Origin of the sequence: Bauldia sp. (assembly GCA_037200845.1) — a bacterium.
Taxonomy (GTDB): domain Bacteria; phylum Pseudomonadota; class Alphaproteobacteria; order Rhizobiales; family Kaistiaceae; genus DASZQY01.
In genome coordinates this window covers 2,557,686-2,582,955 of sequence record JBBCGQ010000001.1, presented here as the reverse complement: position 1 = coordinate 2,582,955, position 25,270 = coordinate 2,557,686, and the positions used below count along the sequence as shown (strand labels likewise).

Genomic DNA, 25,270 nt, shown 5'->3' with positions numbered 1-25,270 from the left:
CCATGCGCAAACCCGCAACGACCAAGACTATCAGGCCGCGCAAGGCGCCGGCGAAACCGCCGTCCGGCAAGGCTGTGAAGCCAAAACTGCTATCCGGCGGCAATCCGCAGATTGCCAAGGCCGATGGCGACGCGCCGGTCGCGGCCTACATCGCCGCGACGCCGGGCTGGAAGCGCGACGTCGCCGCCGGCATCGATGCGCTCGTCACGCGCACCGTGCCGGGCGTGCAGAAGGCGGTGAAATGGAACTCGCCCTTCTACGGTCTCGCGGGCCAAGGCTGGTTCCTCAGCTTCCACTGCTTCACCAAGTACGTGAAGGTCGTCTTCTTCAAGGGCGCCTCGCTGAAGCCGCTGCCGCCCGGCGAGTCCAAAGGCGAGAACACGCGCTACCTCGACATCCACGAGGACGACGGCTTCGACGAGAAGCAGTTCGCCGCGTGGGTGAAGCAGGCGAGCAAGCTGCCCGGCTGGCTGGCGTAGTTCACGCCGCGGCGCGTTCCGCGACCACGCGCGGCGCAGGTTCGCCTGCGTCAGCGCCGGCGGCTGGTAGTCGGCTTCATTGATGCCGACATCGGCGCCGGGCGGCACGATCTGGTCGATCCGGTCCAGCACATCGTCCGCAAGCCGCACCTCGGCGCCGGCGAGGAGCTCGTCGAGCTGGGCCATCGTGCGCGGACCGAGAATGGCCGAGGTCACGCCCATGCCATAGCGCTGGCAGGTCGGCAGCATGTCGCGCTCGATGCCGCGGTCGAGCATCGAGTAGGGCGGCTCCTCGGTGCGGAGGCGGGCGAGATCCGCGCCGGCGTGGAGCCAGGCGAACTGCTGGGCGCGGTGGCAAGCCTGTCGACGCAGTCGCATGGCGAAGGCGCCGCCGCCGCCCAGCGCATGGTCGCACTGCTCGTCGACGGCTTGCGCTACGGCGCGAAGCCAAGGACGAAGAAGCGCGGCTGATTTTGCGTTATCGTCGCGGCGACGTCAGCCAAGAGGGCCGCGGACCGCAGCGATGAAAAAAGCATCCCCCGCCGAGAAGAAAGCCGTCGCCGCAGGCGCCGCCGCGTCAAAACTCATCGACATCGCGATCGCCGAGCTGCCCGGCTGGCGCGGCGAGACGCTCGCCCGCATCCGCGCGCTCATCCGGCAAGCCGATCCGGACGCGGTCGAGGAGTGGAAGTGGGGCATCCCGGTGTGGTCGCACGACGGGCTGATCTGCACCGGGGAGACCTACAAGGCGGCGGTGAAGACGACCTTTGCCAGGGGCGCGTCGCTGCCCGATCCGTCGCGCCTCTTCAACTCCAGCCTCGAAGGCGCCACGCGCCGCGCCATCGATTTCCGCGAGGGCGACAAGATCGACGAGAAGGCGTTCAAGGCGCTGATCAAAGCGGCGGTGAAGCTCAACACGGCGAAGCCGGAGCAGGCAGTCGCGAAGAAGCCGGCGAAGAAAGCCGGATGAGATTCAACACCGCCGGTATCGCCAATGGCCGCGGGCGGAAGTTATTTGTCCTCCCTCCCCCTTGCGGGGAGGGTGCCGAGCGAATGCGAGGCGGGTGGGGGAACGCGTTGCATGAAGTCGAACAAGCCAATGGGAGGCACTCCCCCACCCGGCCGGCTACGCCGTCCACCCTCCCCGCAAGGGGGAGGGAAGTGCAGCGTCGATCGCGCTCTGCCCGCGAACTCCCCTGAAAGGGGAGGGCGGGAGGGGGTCACTTCCAGCCACATCCGCCGACCATGAGCGACGACTGCTACACCCGAAGACGAACGCCGCGCAGGAGAAGAACCTGATCGCGCTGGCACGCCATCGCGTCACCAACCGCCGCCCGACATGGATCACTCGGTCAAGCTGGGTGATGACGATGCCGGTTGGACCCGCCGCGCGTCACAAACTCCGCTTGAGCCCTCCCCTTGCGGGAGGGCCGAAACCGCAAAGCGGTTTCGGGGAGGGGTGTCTCTCATCCTCGCTGCCCGAGATGCGGATGCCGCCGCTCGCCGGCGTCGCGCCGAAGCCCGGCGGCGACGACTGGCGCAGCTACTCAGCCCGCTCCTTCTGCATCCGGTTCGAGCAGCCGTTCATCCACTGGCTGCAGGCCGCGCCGTGGAAGGAGACGGAGGGCAGCGCGATGGGCGCGGGCCTGCGCATCGCCTACGTCCTCGACTACGGCGTCCCGCACGACTACCGGGCGATCGCCGCGGGCACGGCCGGCACCGACTACGACGACAACGGCTTCCTCTGGGACAAACTCGACATGCTGCCGCCGGGATACATGGGCGGCCCGTTGCCGAAGCTGCGGCAGTGGCCGTCGCGCGGCGACGAGGTCGCGGGCGAGATCAGCCCGGGAGGATTTATGCCGAGGGGGAAGGAGAAGTGGGAGGCGGAGTGGGCCATCGAACGACGGGGCTTAGCTTGGCGACAACTGCGCTCCCGGAAATCATACCAGCGTGACTAGGCGGCCTTGTGCTCTTGGATGAAGAAAGCCATCGGAACGCTGAGCAAATGCTTTTCCGAACTAGACATTAGGAGCAGGCGATTGACGTTATTATCTTGAAGGCCTTTCGCCGGAAATGCACACAAGACCTTGCCGTGTTTTATCGGCATGCCGATTCTAGAAATCGTTGCCTGTGCTGATGCGTGTGCCCTTACGAAATATCCATTTAGGCTCGCCTCGACGTTTGGTTTCCGTCCGCGCTCTTCGTAGTTCGACAAGTATTTGAACGCGTCGCGCATGAGTGGCGCGTATGCCTTCATCGTGCCTTGAACATCAAGCGTGGCAATGTCAGTTGCGACCTGCGGAAAAGCGAACGTTGCTGATCGGATGCTGTTCTCCAAGCTCGCGAGTCGCGCCGCACCTGCTACGCTCAATCGGCGAGCAATAGCGGCTTTTATCTCGCGCCAGCGCATGGGGCTATCGGTGACGATCGAAGAGCCGGTCGCTTGTGCGATATAAAGCACCATTTCGAAATTCGGAGCGAGTTTGATCATGTTGAGTTGCCCGCCCTCCTTTCCGCCAGCTAGAGACCCCTCCTGCAACACCGCGAGTGGGTCTTCTTGTTTGATTTGGTCGACGTAGGAAAGGGCATTCGTCAGCGCAGTCCCATCTAGTCCCGGAGAGGATTTCAAAAATTCACGCCGAAGCGCGTCCCTTGGCATCGACCAAAGACCACGTTGAAAGTCTTGTCTCATTAGTTCTTCAATTCGAGGCTCATCCTTTGGACTGAGTTCAATGCCAGCGGAACGAGCTGTGGCCATCCTCAGCATCTCGTCACGGAGATGGCTGTCGAAGTTGCATGGGTCGGGGATTAAATTTACCAGGCCATGTTCAACCAGGGGCATGATAGTCAAAAAACAAAGGACTGTTTTTAGAAACTCCTGGCGGTACTTCTTGGGACTGTGAACGGGGCTGAATTCCTTCTTCATGATGCCGGCGTGAACAAACGGGTGTTCGACGATTAGCTCGCCGAAATAGAGGGGCGCCGCAAGCGCGAACTCGACTATCGTTGCCGGATGAATTGGCCCGGTATACACGGCGCGAGCGCTTCCATCCGGCTTCGGCAATAACTTCAGCAAGTCGGTCTCAAGGGGCCAAAGGGCTTCGAAAATTCCGTAGACTTTGCTTATTTGCTCGTCTGTTAGATCGCGCCGCACGCTGATCCAATCTCGCCCTTCCGACAGTCGCAAGACGTTGTCGATGCCGTTCAGCAGCATGATGTTTCGCTCGCGGATGCTGCGTTCGTCCCACGATGGTCGCAGTGTGACGGGCTTCGAGCTGCAGCAAGCACCAAAAGATCGCCCCGAGCCACAGCCACATAAGTCGCGACTGCGAAGCGGACCGCTGGGCGGCTGCTTAACTAGAAAGTCGCGCGGCTGCTCGGTTCTTCCGAATTCGTCCTGATAGTGAACGTGCCCACTGTCGAACTTTGCAATTATCTCGCCGCCGAAGTGCCAAAGCCCGTTTTCTGGCGGCTGTAGCGTCGTCCTTAGATCGGACCACTGTCCTTCGAATTGTCTTTCGGGATAGAGCCATTCTTGACGGCCGGCCGCTACATATCGACGGGCGCGCAGCTTCACGATGTAGTTGATCTGCGCCACATGGTCGTCGGACAGTTTGCGCGTGTGGATGAACCCGTCGGTTCGAACCATGGAATTGCGATAGTTGCGTGCGAAGGTCCGTTTTTCGAGGGGCGGAGTTGACGTATCCTTCGCGTATTCAAGGTTTGTAATTATCAAACAAAAATTCCGGTTGAGCGGAAAGATCGTTTGTGTGGCCCTTAGCGCAATTCCGGGATCATTTGGATACCGGCACTCGTCTGCGGCAGGGGAGGCCGCATAGTTGTAGATCGTGACTGGGTGGTCGCTGATTATGAACTTTAGACCCGCGTCCTCAGCTGAGACGATCTCGTGGACTCCTTCGCTCCAGATCGTACAGAGCATCGACCGGATGCCCTGCATCTCGAACATAAGTTCGTTTTGGGTAAGATCGGGGTATTGCGCCTTGAGCCAATCTAATCCCTTAGGCGTGCGAATTTTTTGGACGTCAATGTATTCGAACAGCGTCTGATAATTTCGATGCCATTCATTGATGTCTGCCGGTCCCGCAAAGGCCCTTACGGCTCGCGATCCTCGTGCATCTACTTCACCGAACAATCGGCGTTCGATTTCGTCGTTGATGGAGTTGCCGAAAAAAGTTGAATAGAGATCGATCTGGAAAAATGCGCGTGATGTCGGTGCGTCAAACAACGCTCTCCCTACAATCGTTCGGCCGTCATCGAGCCTCTTCTGGGCAGGCTGCAAGTCAAGATATGCAAGCGTGTTGCGGTCAGGCTCGAAGAAGCCTTCTTGATACCACTGCGGCACGTAGTGGTTATTTCGCGTTTTTGTCATCGTGAGGTCAGTTGCTCGGGTTTCGGCGCGCGAGCACCAGTGTCGATCTGGCGCCGCAAGAATCACTCTCGCCAATGTAGTTGAGGTGCGAGCTGTGTGCCGTGCCGACTGTCCTGTGCATAACCCGGAAAACCGCGCCTAAACCCGCCGCCATCCGCCCGCCACACCACGACCCCGTATAATCCCGCGAATCACTCCCGCTCCCCGCTGATTCGGTCGCCGCTCGCATGCGCTTTCCCGATTCCCTGCTCGATGAAATCCGCGCGCGGCTGCCCGCGTCGGCGGTCGTCGGGCGGCGGGTGAAGCTCAAGAAGCAGGGCAGGGAGTTCGCCGGGCTGTCGCCGTTCAATGCGGAGAAGACGCCGTCGTTCTTCGTCAACGACAGCAAGGGCAAGTGGTTCGATTTCTCGGCGCAGAAGAACGGCGACATCTTCACCTTCCTGATGGAAACGGAGGGGCTGTCGTTCCCGGAGGCCGTCGAGCGGCTGGCCGCTGAGGCTGGCGTCGCCATGCCAGCGCGCGACCAGTTCGCCGAGGAGCGCGAGAAGGAACGCGCGACGCTCCACGAGGTGATGGAGCTGGCGACGAAATTCTTCGAGGCGGCGTTGCAGTCCCGCGCCGGCGCCGCCGCGCGCGGCTATCTGCAGAACCGCGATCTCGGCCCCGAACTCCAGCGCCGCTTCCGCGTCGGCTACGCGCCGCCGGACCGTGCGGCGCTGAAGGAGCATCTCGCGTCGAAGAACGTGACGCAGGCGCAGATGATCGCCGCCGGCCTGCTCGTCACCGGCGACGACATTCCGGTCTCGTTCGATCGCTTCCGCGATCGCGTCATTTTTCCCATCGCCGATTTCAAGGGCCGCATCGTCGCCTTCGGCGGCCGCGCGCTCGCTGCCGACGTGCCGGCGAAGTACCTGAACTCGCCGGAGACCGAGCTCTTCCACAAGGGCTCGCTGCTCTACAACGGCGCGGAGGCGCGCAAGGCCACCCACGACACCGGTACGGTGATCGCGGTGGAAGGCTATGTCGACGTCGTGCAGATGGTCGGCGCCGGCTTCCTGAACACCGTCGCGCCGCTCGGCACCGCGCTCACCGAGCGCCAGTTGCAGATTCTGTGGCGCATGGCCGACGAGCCGATCCTCTGCTTCGACGGCGACAAGGCCGGCGTGCGTGCTGCCTTCCGCGCCGCGGATCTCGCCCTGCCGCTGCTCGCGCCCGGCAAGTCGTTGCGCTTTGCGCTCCTACCGGCGGGGCAGGACCCCGACGATCTCGTCCGCTCCGGCGGCCGCGATGCGATGGCCGCGGTCATCGCGGCGGCGCGTCCGCTGGTCGATATGATCTGGGTGCGCGAGACCGAAGCGGGCGTCTTCGACACGCCCGAGCGGCGCGCGGCGCTGGAAGCCAAGCTCCGCGAGATCGCGCGCGCCATCGGCGACGAGAGCGTGCGCCGTCATTACATCCAGGCCTTCGCCGAGCGCGTTGCTGCCTTCTTCCCGCGAGCGAATAGCGAGTGGCGAGTAGCGAATAGGGACCAAGGTAGGGGCCGGAATTTCGCTACGCGCTATTCGCCATTCGCTAGTCGCTCTTCTTCCGCTACTCGCTATTCGCTACTCCCTACTCGCTCCACTGCCATTCCCGTTTCCGATCGTCTGCGCCGCAGCCAGATCATGTCGGGCCGCGCCCAGCATCCGCTCCGCGAGGTCGTGCTGGCGATGACCGTCATCAACCACCCGGCGCTGCTTCAGAGCCACCTCGACGAATTCGCCCACATCGAGTTTTCGTCGACCGACCTCGATCGCCTGCGCGGTTCCATCCTCGAGATCGTCTCGCATGGCGACGGCGAGGGCGCCTCGATCCGTGACGCCCTTGCCGCGGCCGGCTTCGGCGCCGTGCTGGAGCGGCTGGAAGATCAGGTCGAAAAGGCGGGATACTGGCCGGCGACGCCCGAGGCCGCCGACGCCGATGCCAATGAAGGCTGGCTGCAGGCGTTGACCTTGCACCGCCGGGCGGGGGCGTTACATAAGGAACTCAAGGACGCCGAGGGCGCGCTGGGCCTTGATCCCAGCGAGGCCAATCTCGCCCGTCTGGTTGACATCCAGCAGCAGCTTGCCAAAAGCGAGGGCACCGAGGCTTTGATCGAGGGTTTCGGCGCCCCATCCGGGCGCGCCGCGCGGGCGTTCTGATGCTGGAAGTCGCATACGGCCCGCCTTGCCCGGCAGGGTTAAGCGTGGCTTAAGACGGGGACATTAGGTTCGGGGAGTGCCGGTCGGGACGAGGGCAGCCGGTATCTTGCGGATTTGTAAGGCGTTTTCATTTTCGGGCTGGCGGGCGATGCGCCCGCCGCTCGGCTGTCGGAGATTAGATTAGATGGCGACCAAGGTTCAGGAAAACGAGGAAGCCCCGGACGCCCCGGCCGCCGAGGCTCCGGACGGGCCGCTGCTCGATCTTTCCGATGCCGCCGTCAAGAAGATGATCAAGTCCGCCAAGAAGCGCGGATTTGTCACCTACGACGAGCTCAACGCCGTGATGCCCTCGCAGGAGGTTGGCTCCGAGCAGATCGAGGACGTCCTGTCGATGCTCTCCGAGATGGGCATCAACGTCATCGAGACCGACGAGGTCGAGGAAGCCGACGCTGACGAGGAGGAAGAGAAGGAGGAGGGGACCGAGGTCGCCGAGCGCCCGTCTTCCGCCGTCGCCACCAAGGCCGCCAAGGAACCGACCGACCGCACCGACGATCCGGTGCGCATGTACCTCCGCGAGATGGGCTCGGTCGAGCTGCTGTCGCGCGAGGGCGAAATCGCCATCGCCAAGCGCATCGAGGCCGGCCGCGAGACCATGATCGCGGGCCTCTGCGAATCCCCGCTCACCTTCCAGGCCATCATCATCTGGCGCGACGAGCTGGCCGCCGGCAAGATTCTGCTGCGCGACATCATCGACCTCGAGGCCACCTACGCCGGCCCCGACGCCAAGAACGCGCCGATCCAGGTCCACACCCCGCCAGAGGGCGGCCACCAGAACGGCCGCACCAACCCCTACATCAAGATCCAGCCGGCGAACCCGCCGCCGCTCGCCCCCAAGGGCAGCGACGACGATGACGAGGTCGCGCAGGAGCGCGCGCGTCTCGCCGCGCAGGAAGAAGAAGACGAGGACGAGTTCGAGAACGCCATGTCGCTCGCCGCGATGGAGGCCGAGCTCAAGCCCAAGGTCGTCGAGACCTTCGACACCGTCGCCGCCGAGTACAAGAAGCTCCGCCGCCTGCAGGACCAGGACGTCGAGTTCAAGCTCAAGAACACGACGCTCTCGCCGTCGCAGGAGCGCCGCTACAAGAAGCTCAAGGACGAGATCGTCACCGCGGTCAAATCGCTGTCGCTCAACCAGCACCGCATCGACAGCCTCGTCGAGCAGCTTTACGACATCAACAAGCGCCTGCTCGGCTACGAGGGCCGCCTGCTGCGGCTCGCCGAATCCCACCGCGTCACCCGCGAATCCTTCCTCAAGGAATACCAGGGCGCCGAGCTCGATCCGAACTGGATCCGCCGCATCTCGAATCTCTCCGCCAAGGGGTGGAAGGAATTCGTCGGCAAGGAGAAGGAGAAGATCAAGGACCTCCGCAAGGAGATCCAGAATCTCGCCACCGAGACCGGGCTGGAGATCACCGAGTACCGCCGCATCGTCCATATGGTGCAGAAGGGCGAGCGCGAGGCGCGCCAGGCGAAGAAGGAGATGGTCGAGGCGAACCTCCGCCTGGTCATCTCGATCGCCAAGAAATACACCAACCGCGGCCTGCAGTTCCTCGACCTGATCCAGGAAGGCAACATCGGCCTGATGAAGGCGGTCGACAAGTTCGAGTACCGCCGCGGCTACAAGTTCTCTACCTACGCCACCTGGTGGATCCGCCAGGCGATCACCCGCTCGATCGCCGATCAGGCGCGCACCATCCGCATTCCCGTGCACATGATTGAGACGATCAACAAGATCGTGCGCACCTCGCGCCAGATGCTGCACGAGATCGGCCGCGAGCCGACGCCGGAGGAACTGGCCGAGAAGCTCGCCATGCCGCTCGAGAAGGTGCGCAAGGTCCTCAAGATCGCCAAGGAGCCGATCAGCCTCGAGACGCCGATCGGCGACGAGGAAGACTCCCACCTCGGCGATTTCATCGAGGACAAGAACGCGATCCTGCCGATCGACGCGGCGATCCAGTCGAACCTGCGCGAGACCACCACCCGCGTGCTGGCCTCGCTCACCCCGCGCGAGGAACGCGTGCTGCGCATGCGCTTCGGCATCGGCATGAACACCGACCACACGCTGGAAGAAGTCGGCCAGCAGTTCAGCGTCACGCGCGAACGCATCCGGCAGATCGAGGCGAAGGCGTTGAGGAAGTTGAAGCATCCGAGCAGATCACGGAAGCTGCGGTCGTTCCTGGATAATTAGTCGATGTCGTTATGGCCGGGCTTGTCCCGGCCATTCCCATCTCAGGGCTACGCCGCCTTCAGCCGCGCAATCTCCGTTTCGAACTCAAAGCGAAGTTGCGCGCCTTCGTCATCCGGGAGCCAAAGTGTCATTTGGGGAACAATGGCGCGGTAAAGTGAGAGCCGCGTCGGTTCCCACGGCAATGTTTTGGCCGTGCGGGCTTCGCCAATAATCTTGTGTAGTCTCGCGCGTACCTTGTCTGGGTCAGGCTGGTAAACAGGTGTCGCATCAGGCCCAAACAGTTCCTGTTGCGTTTCGGTTTCGAAAAAATCCGGTTCGTCAGGGCGAGCCACACGTCCACCGCAAATCTGGAAGCGAATCACAGTGAATCATGCTCGAATTGACTAGCGGGCGCGAGGGCCGAAGGCCGCTTATCCCCGGTCGGGAAATGTCGCTCGGTAAGCTTTGTCGATTTCAGCCATCTGCTCGATCGTGAACGCAAGGCTGTCTGCGATTGCTGAAACGTGGGTGATTTCGTCAAGTGATAGCGAGCGCGCTTTGCGTGATTTCAGATAGTTGTCGAGCACCTGGTAGCCGCCGATTTGGAATTCCCAAACGGCCGGCGTCACGGGCTCGAAGCGTTGAGTGGTGTTAATCCAGATGGCCTGCTCTTGGAGTGAATAGCGTACGCCTTCGACCGTATGGTTGCCTTTGCCGTGGTACGCAGCCAACCCCCGCTGCGGCAGTTCGAGGAGGAGGTGTGCCTGCACCAAGCCCCAGCCGAGGACAGAGAGGTTTTCGAAGTCCTCTGCGGAATCGGGAAAGGGCACACGTGGAAAGTCGATGCGGAGGAATTCGGCATAGCGCGACCGATAGGTCGGCGCGTGCAACACGGCATAAACGTAGCCGAAGACCTCCTCCGGACTGTAGTGATGGTCATAACGTGCATCAAGGAACGAACGGAAATCTGGGGAGAGGTTTTCGGCAGCTCTTCGTCCTCTCTCCTGCTGCGACTGGTCGGCTGGATGAACATACAGAGGAAACACGTAAGAGATGTCGTATGCCGACGCGCTCTTATGAGCGATTGGGTCCAGCGTACAGAATACCGCACCTTCGTCTTTGGTGATTCTGGTCGTAATCAATCCGATATTTGGCCACTTGAAATTCCGCATCACCGCTCGCCGCGGTCGGAAAACCAACCGGCCGTCGTTGTAGAGTTTGCGACGATCAAATGGCCTAAAATTATAGTCCTCAACGAGATTCGGATTAAACGGCTCGCCTTCCAGTGCCTTTCGAGCGGTCGCTAGCTTCCATTGGTAGTTGTCCCCGACTGCATAGCTGGTGCGGATTTCCTCGTCCGGCACTGTCGGATCGATGAATTTGTTGATCCGCGTCCGAAGCTCGCGTTCGGAAAACGCGACCACCAATCCATCGCGGGCGGTAACAATCCCTGTGACGCTCAGGGAGATGATGTCGGCGATAGAGCGGAACTCGTTGTACTCCGCCCGCCCGGAAGTAGTCTGAGGAATGAAGAAATAATAGGGGCTAGTCGGCTGCAATTCATTCCAAATCTGTGTTTTCAGTGTCTCCTTTGCAGCGGTTTCGTACTTGCTTTGACGCGACCCCCACGCGTCGGCGTGGAACACGCCTCGTGGTAGGCCCGCCTTTTTTACAAACACGCCAATCGCAACGCCCTGCTTGATGTCAAATACGTTTTGATCCTCGCCCCCGCCGGGAGGACGCTCCTTTTTTTCAGCATTGCCGTGGAGGTTGAGCACATAGATTTGGTCGAATGTCGACATCAGCGACTGGCGCATGCCTCGGAAGGTGGGATTGTCCAGCCAGGAATGATTGGTGATGATGCCAACGACGCCTTCCTCAACGGCGTCCATTTTTTGCTGAGCGAAGCGGATGAATTTCACGTAGTCATCATTCAGCCAGTGCTTTTTCTCTCCTAGCGGCTTCCCGTCAACCCACTTGTAAGCTCCGATGGAGGCGGACGCGTGAGGCCCCTTGTTGCGCGAAATGGCCGAGTATGGCGGGTTGCCCGTGATGACTAGGACGGGCTGTTCTTTTACTCGCTGGGCCGCCTCGGCTTCAGCGCTGATCGCGGGGAGCAAGAGGTTCATCTGGGGCTCAACTGGCTCCAACGTATTTGTCAAAAAGACTTGGAGTCGTTCGTCGCCATCTAGTGGATGCCCTTGATCCCTCAGGTACTGCGACAGCTTGAGATGCGCGATTGTATAGGGCGCGATCAGGTATTCGAATCCGAACAGGTTCTTTAGAATATGCTCGCGCACGATCGGCTCGGCGCGTCCAGTCTCTGGGCCACCAATATTGTCGAAGATTCGCTGAAACACCTCCAAGAGAAATGTTCCGGTGCCACAGGCGAAGTCGAGCACGGTCACCCGCTTGTGGTCGGCTAGGCCGTCGTGGATGCTGAAGCTGTCCTTCAGAATGTCGTCCACTGCACGAACAATGAAGTTCACTATGGGCGGGGGCGTGTAGTACACCCCACGACTCTTGCGCATCGCAGGGTCGTAAGCTTTCAGGTAGTCCTCGTAGAAATAGATGAAGGGGTCGCGCTCGAAGAGCCTGTGTTCTTCCTCATCCGTGGCGCGCACATTGCGGCTAATCGCCTTCCGCCGGCGGAACGATAGGTCTTCATGAATGGCCGCAAGATCCAACGAATTCACGATGGACAGCACCTCTTCGACCACCCAACGCACATCGCGGTACTCGTATTTTTCGAGTTCGATCAAGAAGTCGACGAGTTCACGAATGAGTCTGAATGACCCCGGTACGTACTCCCGTGCATTGTGGAGTGTCACCTGTTCCAAACCGGAATTGAGCCGCGCAAGAAAGAGGCCGTAGGCAAGCATCTGCGCAAATGCGTCAGCAAATTCCTCAAGCGTTAGTTCGTGGAAGACCTGGTCGCGGAAGATTTGAAAGAGGCCAAAAAGTCGCCCTTCCTTATGCTCACGCTCCTGCCTCACCAGTTCTTCGCCGAGGTAGTCGCGGAGCAATTTGCTGCGCACGGCGAGAGCCAACGCGAGTTGCTGCGAACGGCCGATGCCTTCGGGAGCCGTCGAAAAGAAGCCCTGCAGTAGCTTCGAGACTGCGGCAACGCGATCTTCACGTAGCCGGTATTTCGGATTTTCCAGATCGGTCGAATGGCACAGCGACTCGCGCTGGATGCCATCTTTGCTAATCCAGGCGAAATGCAGGTAGTCAGTGACGATGATATTTTGCGAGAGAGTCTTGTAGCGTTTGATCTGATCGGATTTCAGAACCTTATCGAGATTCTCTCCGATGGCTTTGTTTTCGACGTAACCAAGGATCAGGCCGCCTTTTTTGATCTTGAAGTCTGGTGCACCCTTGTCAGCTATGCGCTTGGGCTCATGTTGGATGGTGAGGCCCCTCGACCCCGTCTCTCTGGCAAATTCGTTCAGCAATGCTTCCAGCGCCGCGCGACCGGTGTGTTCGGTCTGCTCATCAAGCGGAATTTCGCGGAGTTTTCGAAGATATGAGTCGAATTTGTTCGCCATTGCTGCTTGTCGCTTGACGGTCAATGACCGTCAAGGTTGAAGGACTGGGAAGTTATCCCCGTCTCCGAGACTTGGATGACGATGGCAGGATGACCAGCCCCAAGTCAGCTTTCCAGAACCCCCGCGAAATCCCCTTCGAGCCCCAACTCGAACGCCCGCCGCTGACGCTGCCGCCGCGGCCCGAGCGCGATCTGGTCTATGAGCGCCGCGTCGAGGCGGATCGGCTGTGCCTGTGGATGGCGTGCCGCCGCGCGCTCTGCCGCTCCAGCCGCCATTGCAACGGCACGCTCGCCACCTGCATCTTCGAGAATCCCGACATCGTTGATCCGATCCTGCGCTGAGCCGCCGACGGAAGCGGACGTCGCCGCTGGCCGCGGCGCCGACTTTCTTGCGTCACCCCCACCCGAAATCGCTCTGCGATTTCGACCTCCCCGCAAGGGGGAGGTAGGAGGAGGAGAGGGCGCCGCTCAACTTCTGAGCGGGCATAACTAAAAACTTATCCCACAGTACCCAACTCCCATGATGATGCTCCGTCCTCGCTCGACGAAGGGGCGCCAACCGGTGGCGACCAGTTTGCGGAGTGGGGATGTGTTGCCTGGCGGTTCCGGCAGGGGCCGCAGAAGGAAGTAACCCGTCAGCCGGTGAGGTAGCCGGCCGTCGACGCGTCATGGCGCGATCAAGGGTGCGTGGTCCGGTGCCGCGGTGGCCGCGACGGAGATCTTCCGTGGCGGCACCGCACGTGAAGGCACCGAAGCGAGGACCGGGGAGGCGACATCCCCTCCGGCCTGGCCACGAGTCCGGGTGCGGGGCTAACCCGAAAAGCAGCACGGCGGGCGCTTGGTTCGAGCGCCCCAGAAGCTAGCTGGTTTGGCACTCAACCGAGCGCCCGCCACCCCTTCTCACGCCGTAGCGCAAAGCGCGAAGGCGGATGAGGGACTGAGACAAGAGACCGTGGAGCGCCGAAGCGCGACAGGGATCGAAAAAGTGGAAGGAGACGATGACTCGGATGCAAAGGCGTCGCGAGAACGCGGACGCATACTCAGATGTCCCCTCTACCCGGAGGGGAGAGGGCCATGAGCCTTACGAGCGAAGCGAGTTAGGCTCATGGGGTGAGGGGAGAAACGACAGGAGTCATGCGCGCCAGATGTTGCCCTCACCCTTCGTCTCCAGTTCGCTTCGCTCACAAGAGCCGAAGCCCTCTCCCCGTCGGGGAGATCGGACACTGAGAAGGCAGGGATAAGGGGCGGGTCCGCTACTCCTCGTCCGCCTCATCCTCCAGATGAAACCGATGCAAAAACCGATGCAGGATCGGCGCGATCGTAACGCCGGCGGTCGCGATCAGCGCCAGACCCGAGTAGATCGCGTACAGGCCGGCGAAGAGCTTGGCGCCGTTGTCGTGGAGTTCGTCGACCGGGCCCATGCCGGAAAGAATCATCGCCGCGTTCTGGAAGGCGTCGATCCACTCGAGCCGCGCGATGAAGTGGTAGCCGGCCATGCCGACGAACAGCGAGCCCAGTATCAGCACGATCGCCACGAGGCCGTTTACGGCCAGCCGGCGGACGAACACCGAGCGGCTGGCGAGCGGCTCGCCGCGGTGCTCGTAACCGAAGAAGCTGAACTTCGGTGGCTCTTTCGTCTTCTTTTTTTGGGCGGGCTTCGCCATCGAACGCGCCGCTACTGCGGCGCAATTTCAAAAGTCACCGACGCGTTCACCGTCACCTGCTGCTCGCCCGGCATCACCGGCACCGGCGCCGATGCCTTCAGGTCCATGCGCGCGTACATCGGCATCGGGCCGCCACCCTCGGAGGTCGAGACGTTGAGGATGCGCACCAGCTTGACGCCGGCGGCCGCCGCCATCAGCTCGGCCTTCCGCCTGGCATCGGCGATCGCGTCCTTCAGCGCCGCGTCCGAGGGCGTCGTGCGGTCGGCGACGTCGAAGTTGATGCCGGAGACGCGGTTGGCGCCCGCCGTCACCACCTGGTCGAGGATCGCGCCCGACTTTGCGATGTCGCGGATGGTGACGCGCACCTCGTTCGAGACTTCGTAGCCGGCGATCTTCGGCGGCTGCGTCTGGCTGCCGTCGCTGTTCTGGGCGTAGACGGGGTAGATCGAGAAGCCCGACGTGCCGATGTCCTTGTCGGCGATGCTCGCCGCCTTGATCACGGCGATCGCCGCCGCCAGATCGGTGCTGTTCTTGGTCAGCGCCGCGCTCGCCGTATCGCCGCGGGTGGTCACCCCCAGCGTCACGATGGCGATGTCCGGGGTGACGTTAACGATGCCGGCGCCGTTGGCCTGGAGCTGTGGCACGGGCGGCGCGTCGGCAAAGGCCGGCGCGGCGAGGAAGGCGAGGGCGGCTAGGCTGGCTGCGAACGTCTTCATGGGCGGTACTCCTTGGATCCGGGGCGCGGACGGGTGCCAATCCATTGCGGTATCATTGCGGCGCGACAGCGTGGTGGGCCCGGCAGGACTCGAACCTGCAACCAGATCGTTATGAGCGACCGGCTCTAACCATTGAGCTACAGGCCCGCCAGAGGCGGTATACACCGCTTCGCGCCGCCTTCAACCAGCCCCGGCGCGGCCGGCATTTGTAACTTTCGTCGAATCGAAGCTGTGTTAGCCTCACGTTACTGAAGCGGGGAATAGCTGCCTGACGAAGCGGGGTGCGTGGTTCGCCCTCGTCCTGCTGGCGGCCGGTGCGGGGCAAGCGCTCGCGGGGAGCGTCGCCGATCATCGGCTGCTGGTGCTCGACGGGGATACGGTCAAATGGGGGGCGCCGGTGCTGGGCACGGGCGCGACGGTGACCTACGCCCTGGTGGCCGCGCCTGGCGAATTCCCCGATGCCCGCAATTGCCGCTCGGTCGTCGCCCTCGATGGCCTTCTCGCCGCCAACGGAATCTCGTCTGCCCGGTTCCAGGGGGAAGTGACGCAAGCCTTCGCGGTCTGGTCGGCGGTGGCCAACATCGTCTTCCAGCCGTCGGACCCGGCGACTGCCGACATCCTGATCGGCGCCGAGGCCGATCCGTTCGGCCGCGCCTTCACCAATGTCGCCCACGCGGCAGCGTCAGGCGAGGGCACCGCGCCCATCGCGCGTTCCGTCATCTGTCTCAACCCGGTGCAGAAATGGAAGGTCGGCTTCGACGGTAACCTCGACGTCTACGATCTGCGCTACGCGCTGGAGCATGAGATCGGCCACGCCATCGGGCTCGATCATCCGGGCGTCACCGGGGTGCTGATGGATTTCCGCTACCGCGAGAAATTTTCGGGGCCGCAGGCGGGCGATATCGCCGGGGCGCTGGCGCTATACGGGGAGAAGGGTGCGACGCCGCCGGTCGCGGCAATCGCGGCGCCGGCAATCGGCACCGCCGAAGTCGGCCTCGGTGCGAACGCCAATGCCGCGCCGCTCGATCCGCGGCATCTGTTCCGGCCCTAAAAAACGAAACGGCCCGCACCGAAGTGCGGGCCGCTCCGCTGGCCTCATTCCAAATTTACGACGGCGACGTCAGCCGCATCGTGTCGCGCGAGCCGGAGTACGCGTCCTTGTCGTACTGCGGCGCCGCTTCGAGCTGGTCCTTGCTGAACTTCGTGTAGACGAAGAGCGCGCCGTTGGCGTCCTTGCGGATGTCGAGGCCATCGAAGCCGATGGCCACCGGCTTCTCACCGAGACCGAGGAAGCCGCCGACGTCGAGCACGACCGCGTCGATCTTGCCGTCCTCAGCCAAGATCACGTCGCTGACTTCACCGACGTTCTCGTTGGTGCCGGAGTAGACGGTGGCGTTCATCAGGTCCTTGGCGCTGATGGTTGCCACATCGACCGGCTGCAGGTCGGCCGAGTTCGGGATGGTCGCCGACGTGCCGCTGGCGGCCGGCGCGGGAGTCTGCGCCGCCATCTGCGTCTGGTCAGTGCCGGTGGCGTCCGTGGTGGCGCCGGCCGCGGGGACCGGTGTCTGGGTCGCTACCTGCGTCTGGTCAGCCGGGGCCGCCGTGCCGGCATCAGGCGCCGCCTGCTGGGCGAGCGTGTCGTCGGCGGGCACCTGATCGGTGGTCGCCGCGCCGGTCGCGTCTGTCGCCGGAACGTTAGACGCCGTCTGGTCGACTGGCGCCGTGCCGTCGGCCGGAACCGGCTGGTCGAGCGCGGCGGTGTCGAAGGCCGGGGCGTTGTTCAGGTCGTCCTTGGTGGCGCTCGCCACCAGCACCGGGCCGTCGTCGCGGGTCGTCCAGTGAAGCGAGGTGAAGTCGAGCGCGACGTTCTTCTGGCCGATGCCGAGGAAGCCGCCGACGCCGACGACCACCGCCGAGACGGCGCCGTTGTCGGCGATCACGATGTCGTTGATGTTGCCGATGGACTGGGCGTCGGCAGCGTCGCTTTCATAGACCGCGGCGCCGATAAGCTTGGTGGCGAGATGATCGCCTGAGGTGGCCGCCGGCAGGAGAACCTGGCCGGTGGCGGGGAGGACGGTGGTGGCGGCGTTGGCGCCGGCGGTTGCGTTGACAGTCGGTTGGGCAGCCTGCGTGGCCGTCGCGATCGTCGCGATGGCCGTGGCCGCAAGAAGTTGCTTGAGCAGCATTTTGGTCTCCTCGAGAGGAATGGTGCCCCATCGGGAACGCTCCCGTCAGCGGAGAGAAAACGATGCGCAGCGGGATATGTTCCAAATCGAAGCGGCTGGAGTTTCCGCCGCACGTGTGTTGAAAAGGCCGCGAAATCGGGGCGGGAAAAACCGGCGTGTTCGATAACGGAATTGTCATCGTCGGAGGCGGCCACGGCGGCTCGCAGGTCGCCGCGAGTCTGCGCGCCGACGGCTACGACGGCACGCTGACGCTCGTCACCGCTGAGCCCGACCTGCCGTACCAGCGGCCGCCGCTGTCGAAGGCGTTCCTCAAGGATCCGAAGCACGACCTGCTGCCGCTGCGGCCGGAGTCGTTCTACGTCAAGAACAACGTCGATCTGCGCCTCGGCGCCGAGGCGACCGCGATCGACCGGCGCCATGGCGTCGTGCGGATGGCCGACGGCGGCGCGATCCCGTTCGACCGCGTCGTGCTGGCAACCGGCTCGCGCCCGCGCCTGCCGCCGATCGCCGGGATCGCGCTCGACGGCGTCATGACGCTCCGCCATGCCGGCGACGCGCGGCGGCTGCGCGAGCGGCTGACCGCCGCGGCCAACGTCGTGGTCGTCGGCGGCGGCTTCATCGGCCTCGAGATCGCGGCGACGGCGCGGCTGCTCGGCAAGACGGTGACCGTGCTGGAAGCCGCCGACCGCCTGATGGGTCGCGTCGTCGCGCCGCAAATCTCGCAGCATTTCCTGGCGCTGCACCGCGGCTGGGGCAGCGACATCCGCCTCGGCACGCCGGTCGGCGGGATCGTAGGCGAGGACGGTCGCGTCGTTGCGGTCACCACCGCCGACGGCGCGCGCATTCCGGCCGACATCGCGGTCATCGGCATCGGCGTGATCCCGAACACGGAGCTCGGCGCCGCCGCAGGCGTGGAAATCGCGAACGGCATCGGCGTCAGCGATTTCATGGAGACCAACGTCCCCGAGATCATGGCGGTTGGCGACGTCGTGTCCTTCACGCACTGGGAACTCAACCGCCGCATCCGGCTGGAGTCGGTGCAGAACGCCGTCGATCAGGGGAAGATCGTCGCGGCGACGCTGCTCGGCCGGCGCGAGGCGTATCGCGCCGTGCCGTGGTTCTGGTCGGACCAGGGCGACGTCAAGCTGCAGATGGTCGGGCTTTCCGGCGATGCGACTCGGAGCGTCATGCGCGGCGCGCCGGAGGGCGGCACGTTTTCCGTTTTCCACTACGCCGGCGAGCGGCTGGTGGCGATCGACTCGGTCAACCGGCCGGCCGATCACGTGCTCGGCCGGCGCATGATCGGCGCCGGGATTTCGCCGGCGCCGGCGCTGGTCGAGGACGAGGGGACCGATCTCAAGGCGCTGGTCGCCGGCCTCGCCGCCGCGCCGGCCTGAGACGCGGGAGCGGTCGCCCGGCGACTTGAGATTCATTCCAACGTCACTTTCGGGTGACTGCCGGTTTGCAGGCGGCCACGCGATCGGTGCGTCGCCAACGGCTTAGGCCACCGTTGGCATAATTAGAATAATTACAAAGGCTTGGCGCCGCGCCTGCGACCGAAAATGCATTGCGGTCAGGGGCTTCGGCCTGTACGCCAATCCGCCGAGGCCCCCGTTGGTGTCGCCAATAAAAATGAAAAGCCGTATTGCCGCCGTCGCCGTGTTGGTCACGCTTGGATTTGCCGCGCCGGCGTTTGCCGAAGATCCCGTGCAGATGGCGATCGTGATCAAGGATCACAAATTCGATCCGGTCGAACTGAAGGTGCCCGCCGGCAAGGTCGTCGAGCTCACCGTCGATAACCAGGACCCGACGCCGGAGGAATTTGAATCGGCGACACTCAGGGTCGAGAAGATCATTCCGGGCAGCTCGAAGGGCAAAGTTCGCTTCGGCCCGCTGTCGCCCGACGTCTATCTCTTCATCGGCGATTTCAATCAGGCGACCGCGCGCGGCGCGGTCACGGCGGAGTAGGCCGGTGCTCAGCGCGTTCGTCATTGTCTTGCGTGAGGTGATCGAAGCCGGCCTGATCGTCGGCATCGTGCTTGCCGCGACGCGTGGGGTGCACGGGCGCGGGCTGTGGGTCGGGCTGGGCGTGCTCGGCGGTCTGGTCGGCGCCGGTCTTGTCGCGATCTTCGCCGGCGAGATTTCGAATCTCTTCCAGGGCTATGGCCAGGAAATCTTCAACGCTGCGATCCTCATCCTCGCGGTCGGCATGCTCGCCTGGCACAACGCCTGGATGGCCAGCCACGGCCGGCAGATGGCGGCGGAGGTCCGCAAGGTCGGGCAGGACGTCGCCCACGGCGACCGGCCGCTCGCCGCGCTCGCCATCGTCTGCGGCGTCGCCGTGCTGCGTGAGGGTTCCGAGGTCGTGCTGTTCCTCTACGGCATCGCCGCCGCCGGTTCGTCGGGCGTCGCGATGCTGGAGGGCGGCCTGCTCGGGGTGCTCGGCGGCGTCGCCGTCACCGGCCTTTCCTATCTCGGGCTGCTCGCCATACCGCAGCGCTATATCTTCACGGTGACCGGCTGGCTGATCACGCTGCTCGCCGCGGGCCTGGCGACACAGGCGGTGTTCTTCCTCAACGCGGCGAACGTGCTGACCGCCCTCAACACGCAGATCTGGGACACCTCCGCGATCCTGCCGCAGGACGGCGCCATCGGCCTCGTGCTGCACACGCTGATCGGCTACAGCGACCGGCCGACCGGCATGCAGCTCGTCGTCTACCTCGGCGTCATCGCTGCGATGATCGGGCTGACCCGCTACGCCCGCGCGCCGCAGAAGACGGGCAAGCCGGCGACGGCGTAGCGCGCCGACGCGAAATATTGCGGCGGCCTTGCGCTTCGACTAGAAGAACGCCACCTCTCGACCTCACCTCAAAAACGCGGCTTCCCGCATGGCGCGGGTGTGCCCACGGAGTCCCAAGTGGCGCGGCAGTTCATCTATCACATGCAGGGCCTGACCAAGGCTTATGCCGGCGGCAAGAAGGTGCTGGAGAACGTCCATCTCCAGTTCTACCCGGACGCCAAGATCGGCGTGCTCGGCCCGAACGGCTCGGGCAAATCGACGCTGCTCAGGATCATGGCCGGCACCGACAAGGAATACGCCGGCGAGGCGTGGCTCGCCGAAGGCGCCACCGTCGGCTACCTGCCGCAGGAGCCGCAGCTCGATCCGACCAAGGATGTCGTCGGCAACGTGATGGAAGGCGTCGCCGCCAAGAAGGCGATCCTCGACCGCTACAACGAACTGATGATGAACTACTCCGACGAGACCGCCGACGAGGCGACGACGCTCCAGGAGAAGATTGACCGCGAAAACCTGTGGGACCTCGATTCCCAGGTCGAGCAGGCGATGGATGCGCTCGGCTGCCCGCCGAACGATTCGCCGATCGAGAATCTCTCGGGCGGCGAGAAGCGTCGCGTCGCGCTCTGCCAGTTGCTGCTCCGTCAGCCCGACCTGCTGCTGCTCGATGAGCCGACCAACCATCTCGACGCCGAGACGGTGCAGTGGCTGGAGAAGCACCTCCGCGAATATCCGGGCGCGATCCTGATCGTCACCCACGACCGCTACTTCCTCGACAACGTCACCGGCTGGATCCTCGAATTGGATCGCGGCCGCAGCATCCCGTACGAGGGCAACTACTCGGCGTACCTCTCGGCCAAGGCCAAGCGCATGGCGCAGGAAGGCCGTGAGGAGGCGGCGCGCGAGCGTGCGCTCAACGCCGAGCGCGAATGGATCGCGGCCTCGCCCCGTGCCCGCCAGACGAAATCCAAGGCGCGTATCCGCGCCTACGACGAGCTGCTCAAGCGCAACGAGGAGCGCGCGCCGGGCACCGCGCAGATCATCATCCCGCCGGGCGAGCGCCTCGGCGACAACGTCATCGATCTCGAGAACGTCTCGAAGAGCTACGGCGACACCCTGCTCATCGAGAATCTCACCTTCAAGCTGCCGCCCGGCGGCATCGTCGGCGTCATCGGCCCGAACGGCGCCGGCAAGACGACGCTGTTCCGCATGATCACGGGGCAGGAGAAGCCGGACTCCGGCTCGATCGAACTCGGCGACACCGTGCATCTCGGCTACGTCGACCAGAGCCGCGACGATCTCTCGCCCAACAAAAACGTCTGGGAGGAAATCTCTGAGGGCGCCGACATCATCAAGCTCGGCAAGCGCGAGATCAACTCGCGCGCCTACGTCGGCGCGTTCAACTTCAAGGGCGGCGACCAGCAGCAGAAGGTCGGCTCGCTCTCCGGCGGCCAGCGCAACCGTGTCCACCTCGCCAAGCTCCTGAAAGCCGGCGCCAACGTGCTGCTGCTCGACGAGCCAACCAACGACCTCGACACCGAGACGCTCGCCGCGCTGGAAGACGCGCTGGAGGATTTCGCCGGCTGCGCCGTGGTCATCAGCCACGACCGCATGTTCCTCGACCGGCTGGCGACCCACATCCTCGCCTTCGAGGGCGACAGCCACGTCGAATGGTTCGAGGGCAACTTCGCCGACTACGAAGCCGACAAGATCCGCCGCCTCGGCGCCGACGCCAACAGCCACAACCGGGTGAAGTATAAGCGGCTGACGCGGTAGGCGGCCAGCACTGGACGTTGCCGCAGCTATGAGCGATCCTGCCGCGATGACGAAGTCGAGAGCATAGTGCTCGAGCACCTCCGCCATATCCGCCGGGCGGTCGATGACCTGCGCGAAGACATGGTTGAGGTAAAGTCGCGCCTGGGCATCCTCGCGAACCAATACGCCAGCCTTTCCAGCCGTCTCGACCGGATCGACCAACGCGTTGGCCGCATTGAGCAGCGGCTGGAATTGGCGGAAGCCTAGTCGATCAGCAGTCTGAGCCGACAGATGATGTTGTCCGTCAATTCGCAACAGCGATACGCGGCGACGTGCTAGACCGCGTATCTGACCGGCGAACGACGCGGCACAATGGCCCGCGGGACGCTGCTTTGCAGACGAATTCCCGCAACACATCGCGCCCCGGGGGCCCATGGTTCGCTACGCCAAATCCGATTGGCTGATCCCGGCCGGGCTGATCGCGCTCGCGTTCATTCCGGTCGTCGCCGGCATGGCGCGCCTCGTCATGCTGGCGAGCGGCGCGCCGGTCACGGCCGACAACGCCCGCTTCTTCGCCGAGCCGGTTCCGGTCGTGCTGCACGTCCTATCGGTTACGATCTACTGCATCGTCGGCGCGTTCCAGTTTTCGCCGGGCCTCCGGCGTTACCATCCGCGCTGGCATAGTATCGCCGGCCGCGCGCTGGTGCCCTTCGGTCTGGTCGCCGCGGGGTCCGGAATCTGGATGGCGCTGGCGTACGCGATCGTGCCCGCGGACAACGCGCTGCTCCACAGCTTCCGCCTGCTCGCCGGCGCCGGCATGGCAGCGTCCCTGGTGCTGGGCTACGTCGCGATCCGGCGGCGGAATGTCGAGATGCATCAGGCATGGATGCGGCGTGCCTATGCGATAGGGCAGGGCGCGGGCACGCAGGCGCTGACGCAGTTGCCGGTGATCCTGTTGTCCGGCCCGCTCGACGACATGACCAGGGCGCTGATGATGGGCGCGGCGTGGCTGATCAACCTCGGCGTCGCCGAGTTGCTGATCCGGAGGCGCCGTGAGGGCAGGCGGATCGCGGTCGCCGAGGCCTAGTCGGCCAGCAGCCTGACCAGATGGTTGGTCTGCATCAGCCGCTTGGCCAGCATCGTCGCGATGCCCTCGTGGAAGCGGAGCCCCACGTCCGGCATCTCGGCCTGCAGCCGCTCGATCGACTGGCGCGAGAAGCGCCACACGACCATGTCTTCCTCGGCGATCACCGAGGCCGAGCGCTCCTCGCCGAGGTAGAACGCGACCTCGCCGAGGATGGCGCCCGGGCCGACCGTCGCCAGGCGCACCGGCGTGTGGCCGTCGGAGGCGACGCTGACCGAGGCGTGGCCGCACTCGACAAAGAAGATGTCGGCCGACGGCGTGCCCTGCTCGATGAGGGTGACGCCGCGCGAGATGTCCATGCGCTCGCAGTAGGCGGCGACCTTGGCCGCCACGTCGCGATCTTCCAGGATATCGCCGAGGCGGCTTTCCAGCGGCCGCGCGGCGTTCGGCCGGTAGTCCGGCGCGGTGCGGGCGAGCAGCGCGTCCTCGCACCACTTTAATCCGGCGTCGAGGTCGCCGATGAAGCGGATCGGGGCCTCGTCGCCGACGTCGAGGCCGCCGCGCAGCATGGTGGCGCGCGTACTTTCGCTGACGCCGGTGAAGACGATGGTGAAATCTTCGCGCACCGCGGTCTGGCTGAGGCGGACGAAGCTCAGCACGGTCGATGAATCGAGGCCGGTGACGCGGCGGAAATCGATGACGACGAAATGCGTGCGCGTGCCCTGGTCGATGGCGCGGCGCTCGACGCGCTGGCGCAGGCGGTCGGCGGTGCCGAAGAACAGGAAACCCTGCAGCCGCATGATGAGGATGGCCTCGCCGTGCGCGGCCAGCGTCTGGCGGCGTTCCTCCGACGCGTCGATGCTCGACTGGTAGTCGCGGCCGGTGACGAACAGGCGGACGATGTCGATGCGGCCGTATTCGACGACGAACAGCATCAGCGCCGCGACGACGCCGACGAACAGGCCCCAGGCAAAGCCGACGAAGGCAATGGCGACGAAGATCAGGATGATGACGAGGTATTCCCAGATCGACAGGCGCCGGTAGGAACGGAACAGCCACTCGGTGAGCAGCGAGCTGCCGATCCACAGCAGCATGGCGCCGAGCAGCGGCGTCGGAATAGCGCGCAGCACGACGTTGCCGAAAAGCAGCGCGCCGAAGCACATCGCCGCCACCGTCAGGCTGACGGCGGCGCCGCGGCCGCCGAGCCGGCTGCCGAGGAAAGTCAGCGACAGCGAGTGAAACCCGGGCAGGCCGCCGCCGAGGCCGGCGACGATGTTGGCGAGGCCGACGACCTTCAGCTCGTTGTCGAGATCGACGTCGCGGTGCTGGTCGAGCTCGATCGAGGTGGCGTTCATCAGCAGCGCCGCAATGGTGAGCACCGCCGCGGCGGGCAGATACTCCATCGCCGGCAGGATGGCGTGCCAGTTGATCAGGCCGAACTCCGCCGGCGCGATCGGCGGCCACAGCACGGCGTTCTGCGGCAGGGTCAGCAGCCAGCCGCCGGCGGCGAGCGCGGCGCTGGACAAGCCGGTGGCCCAGGCGACGACGTTGAACAGCACCAGCGCGGCGGCGACCATCGCCGGCAGCAGCAGCCGCGAGGTGACGACACGGCCGAGCAGCAGCACCGCGGCGATGAACACGGCGGCAGCGGCGAACTTGCCGGCGAGCGGTCCGTCGACGTGGCTTGCGGCTTCCAGGATCGGGCGCCCGGCGATGACGTCGAGCCCGCCGCGCAGAATCAGCAGGCCGGAGCCGGCGAGGAATCCCGCGACCACCGGAAACGGCGTGAAGCGGATGAAGCGGCCGAGGCGGAAGACGCCTAGGATCAAGGCCGTCGCGCCGGTCACCAGCGTCGCCACGGCTACGGTCGCCACCAGCGTCGCGGTGAGGGTGGCTGCCGAGGCGCCGGCGGTCGCCGTCTCGACGGTGCTCAGCATGCCGAGGATACCGACCGTCGCCACGCCCTGCGTGATCGCGACGATGCCGGGGCTGGAGGAGAGAAGCGGCGTGATCGCCGCCACGACGGCGCTCGAGAACAGCGCCATGCCGATGGCGGTCAGCGAGAACGACGGCACGCCCGTCGCCAGCAGGCTGCCGAGGCCGATCGACTGGACGATGGCCAGCAGCCCGCAGGTTGCGCCCGCCGCTATGGCGTGCGTCAGGTTGCCCGATGGCGGGGGCGGGGAGCTGATGGTCATGCGGCGAGCGGCAACCGGATTCCTCTGGCGCTCACTATGACATGGAC

Annotated in this window: 21 protein-coding genes and 1 tRNA gene; 14 read left to right on the top strand and 8 right to left on the bottom strand. The window is 64.2% G+C overall.

Translation table 11 applies throughout. The features are described from left to right. Positions 1-2 precede the first annotated feature (2 nt). The 4 genes from WDM94_12800 (at position 3) to WDM94_12785 (ending at position 2,440) form a co-directional block, all read left to right on the top strand. Complete coding sequence (locus WDM94_12800) at positions 3-479, top strand: DUF1801 domain-containing protein (protein ID MEJ0013471.1); 477 nt, start codon at positions 3-5, stop codon at positions 477-479. Positions 480-524: 45 nt separating this feature from the next. Further along, positions 525-950 carry a hypothetical protein gene (locus WDM94_12795; GenBank protein MEJ0013470.1) on the top strand — a complete coding sequence of 142 codons (426 nt, stop codon included), beginning with the start codon at positions 525-527 and terminating at the stop codon, positions 948-950. Between the two features lie 52 nt (positions 951-1,002). Beyond that, positions 1,003-1,449 (top strand): DUF1801 domain-containing protein, encoded by a 447-nt coding sequence (locus WDM94_12790; protein ID MEJ0013469.1) that lies wholly within the window; start codon positions 1,003-1,005, stop codon positions 1,447-1,449. A 520-nt stretch (positions 1,450-1,969) separates the two neighbouring features. After that, positions 1,970-2,440: a hypothetical protein gene (locus tag WDM94_12785; protein MEJ0013468.1), complete on the top strand. Its 471-nt coding sequence runs from the start codon at positions 1,970-1,972 to the stop codon at positions 2,438-2,440. On the opposite strand, the gene WDM94_12780 is transcribed toward WDM94_12785, so the two are convergent. Then, the gene (locus WDM94_12780) at positions 2,437-4,938 is read right to left on the bottom strand and encodes a DUF4238 domain-containing protein (protein MEJ0013467.1); all 2,502 of its coding nucleotides are present in this window, start codon (positions 4,936-4,938) and stop codon (positions 2,437-2,439) included. The two genes, WDM94_12785 and WDM94_12780, sit on opposite strands and share 4 nt — an antisense overlap. A gap of 161 nt (positions 4,939-5,099) precedes the next feature. Here WDM94_12780 and dnaG point away from each other — a divergent pair, with 161 nt between their 5' ends. Next, a complete protein-coding gene (dnaG, locus tag WDM94_12775) occupies positions 5,100-7,052 on the top strand; it encodes a DNA primase (GenBank protein ID MEJ0013466.1) in 1,953 nt (650 codons plus the stop codon). A 184-nt stretch (positions 7,053-7,236) separates the two neighbouring features. Further along, a complete protein-coding gene (rpoD, locus tag WDM94_12770; protein MEJ0013465.1) occupies positions 7,237-9,300 on the top strand; it encodes an RNA polymerase sigma factor RpoD in 2,064 nt (687 codons plus the stop codon). A 47-nt stretch (positions 9,301-9,347) separates the two neighbouring features. Here rpoD and WDM94_12765 read toward each other — a convergent pair whose 3' ends face one another. Beyond that, entirely contained in the window at positions 9,348-9,662 is a 315-nt protein-coding gene (locus WDM94_12765) for a hypothetical protein (protein ID MEJ0013464.1), read from the bottom strand. 48 nt (positions 9,663-9,710) lie between these two features. Beyond that, a complete protein-coding gene (locus WDM94_12760; GenBank protein ID MEJ0013463.1) occupies positions 9,711-12,827 on the bottom strand; it encodes a type ISP restriction/modification enzyme in 3,117 nt (1,038 codons plus the stop codon). An 89-nt stretch (positions 12,828-12,916) separates the two neighbouring features. On the opposite strand from WDM94_12760, the gene WDM94_12755 reads away from it, so the two are divergent. Further along, positions 12,917-13,168 carry a hypothetical protein gene (locus WDM94_12755; protein MEJ0013462.1) on the top strand — a complete coding sequence of 84 codons (252 nt, stop codon included), beginning with the start codon at positions 12,917-12,919 and terminating at the stop codon, positions 13,166-13,168. A 911-nt stretch (positions 13,169-14,079) separates the two neighbouring features. On the opposite strand, the gene WDM94_12750 is transcribed toward WDM94_12755, so the two are convergent. The 3 genes from WDM94_12750 to WDM94_12740 all read right to left on the bottom strand — a co-directional run bounded on the left by WDM94_12750 (position 14,080) and on the right by WDM94_12740 (position 15,353). Next, positions 14,080-14,490 (bottom strand): hypothetical protein, encoded by a 411-nt coding sequence (locus WDM94_12750; protein MEJ0013461.1) that lies wholly within the window; start codon positions 14,488-14,490, stop codon positions 14,080-14,082. A gap of 11 nt (positions 14,491-14,501) precedes the next feature. After that, positions 14,502-15,206 carry an SIMPL domain-containing protein gene (locus WDM94_12745; GenBank protein ID MEJ0013460.1) on the bottom strand — a complete coding sequence of 235 codons (705 nt, stop codon included), beginning with the start codon at positions 15,204-15,206 and terminating at the stop codon, positions 14,502-14,504. Positions 15,207-15,277: 71 nt separating this feature from the next. Continuing rightward, positions 15,278-15,353 (bottom strand) — tRNA-Ile (locus WDM94_12740). Positions 15,354-15,567: 214 nt separating this feature from the next. On the opposite strand from WDM94_12740, the gene WDM94_12735 reads away from it, so the two are divergent. After that, a complete protein-coding gene (locus WDM94_12735) occupies positions 15,568-16,257 on the top strand; it encodes a matrixin family metalloprotease (GenBank protein MEJ0013459.1) in 690 nt (229 codons plus the stop codon). Positions 16,258-16,312: 55 nt separating this feature from the next. On the opposite strand, the gene WDM94_12730 is transcribed toward WDM94_12735, so the two are convergent. Then, on the bottom strand, positions 16,313-17,392 hold the full coding sequence (locus WDM94_12730; protein MEJ0013458.1) for a PRC-barrel domain-containing protein: 1,080 nt from the start codon (positions 17,390-17,392) through the stop codon (positions 16,313-16,315). A gap of 155 nt (positions 17,393-17,547) precedes the next feature. Here WDM94_12730 and WDM94_12725 point away from each other — a divergent pair, with 155 nt between their 5' ends. The 6 genes from WDM94_12725 (at position 17,548) to WDM94_12700 (ending at position 23,028) form a co-directional block, all read left to right on the top strand. Beyond that, positions 17,548-18,789, top strand: a complete 1,242-nt coding sequence (locus WDM94_12725; GenBank protein ID MEJ0013457.1) for an FAD-dependent oxidoreductase — start codon at positions 17,548-17,550, stop codon at positions 18,787-18,789. Between the two features lie 235 nt (positions 18,790-19,024). Further along, positions 19,025-19,360, top strand: a complete 336-nt coding sequence (locus tag WDM94_12720; GenBank protein ID MEJ0013456.1) for a cupredoxin domain-containing protein — start codon at positions 19,025-19,027, stop codon at positions 19,358-19,360. A gap of 4 nt (positions 19,361-19,364) precedes the next feature. After that, the gene (locus WDM94_12715; protein ID MEJ0013455.1) at positions 19,365-20,192 is read left to right on the top strand and encodes an FTR1 family protein; all 828 of its coding nucleotides are present in this window, start codon (positions 19,365-19,367) and stop codon (positions 20,190-20,192) included. A gap of 117 nt (positions 20,193-20,309) precedes the next feature. Continuing rightward, positions 20,310-21,962 (top strand): energy-dependent translational throttle protein EttA, encoded by a 1,653-nt coding sequence (gene ettA / locus WDM94_12710; protein MEJ0013454.1) that lies wholly within the window; start codon positions 20,310-20,312, stop codon positions 21,960-21,962. Positions 21,963-22,028: 66 nt separating this feature from the next. Next, positions 22,029-22,208, top strand: coding sequence for a hypothetical protein (locus WDM94_12705; GenBank protein ID MEJ0013453.1), 180 nt, complete (start codon positions 22,029-22,031; stop codon positions 22,206-22,208). 166 nt (positions 22,209-22,374) lie between these two features. Continuing rightward, positions 22,375-23,028 carry a DUF2306 domain-containing protein gene (locus tag WDM94_12700; GenBank protein MEJ0013452.1) on the top strand — a complete coding sequence of 218 codons (654 nt, stop codon included), beginning with the start codon at positions 22,375-22,377 and terminating at the stop codon, positions 23,026-23,028. Here the strand turns inward: WDM94_12700 and WDM94_12695 are convergent. Continuing rightward, positions 23,025-25,223 (bottom strand): SulP family inorganic anion transporter, encoded by a 2,199-nt coding sequence (locus tag WDM94_12695; protein ID MEJ0013451.1) that lies wholly within the window; start codon positions 25,221-25,223, stop codon positions 23,025-23,027. The two genes, WDM94_12700 and WDM94_12695, sit on opposite strands and share 4 nt — an antisense overlap. Between the last annotated feature and the right edge of the window lie 47 nt (positions 25,224-25,270).

What these genes read in the sequence shown, in the direction of transcription:
- WDM94_12750 (MEJ0013461.1), bottom strand. Translation starts at nt 14,490, where the DNA reads ATGGCGAAGCCCGCCCAAAAAAAGAAGACGAAAGAGCCACCGAAGTTC.
- WDM94_12760 (MEJ0013463.1), bottom strand. Translation starts at nt 12,827, where the DNA reads ATGGCGAACAAATTCGACTCATATCTTCGAAAACTCCGCGAAATTCCG.
- WDM94_12785 (MEJ0013468.1), top strand. Translation starts at nt 1,970, where the DNA reads ATGCCGCCGCTCGCCGGCGTCGCGCCGAAGCCCGGCGGCGACGACTGG.
- WDM94_12695 (MEJ0013451.1), bottom strand. Translation starts at nt 25,223, where the DNA reads ATGACCATCAGCTCCCCGCCCCCGCCATCGGGCAACCTGACGCACGCC.
- WDM94_12720 (MEJ0013456.1), top strand. Translation starts at nt 19,025, where the DNA reads ATGAAAAGCCGTATTGCCGCCGTCGCCGTGTTGGTCACGCTTGGATTT.
- WDM94_12700 (MEJ0013452.1), top strand. Translation starts at nt 22,375, where the DNA reads ATGGTTCGCTACGCCAAATCCGATTGGCTGATCCCGGCCGGGCTGATC.
- WDM94_12755 (MEJ0013462.1), top strand. Translation starts at nt 12,917, where the DNA reads ATGACCAGCCCCAAGTCAGCTTTCCAGAACCCCCGCGAAATCCCCTTC.
- rpoD (MEJ0013465.1), top strand. Translation starts at nt 7,237, where the DNA reads ATGGCGACCAAGGTTCAGGAAAACGAGGAAGCCCCGGACGCCCCGGCC.
- WDM94_12800 (MEJ0013471.1), top strand. Translation starts at nt 3, where the DNA reads ATGCGCAAACCCGCAACGACCAAGACTATCAGGCCGCGCAAGGCGCCG.
- WDM94_12745 (MEJ0013460.1), bottom strand. Translation starts at nt 15,206, where the DNA reads ATGAAGACGTTCGCAGCCAGCCTAGCCGCCCTCGCCTTCCTCGCCGCG.
- WDM94_12790 (MEJ0013469.1), top strand. Translation starts at nt 1,003, where the DNA reads ATGAAAAAAGCATCCCCCGCCGAGAAGAAAGCCGTCGCCGCAGGCGCC.
- WDM94_12730 (MEJ0013458.1), bottom strand. Translation starts at nt 17,392, where the DNA reads ATGCTGCTCAAGCAACTTCTTGCGGCCACGGCCATCGCGACGATCGCG.
- dnaG (MEJ0013466.1), top strand. Translation starts at nt 5,100, where the DNA reads ATGCGCTTTCCCGATTCCCTGCTCGATGAAATCCGCGCGCGGCTGCCC.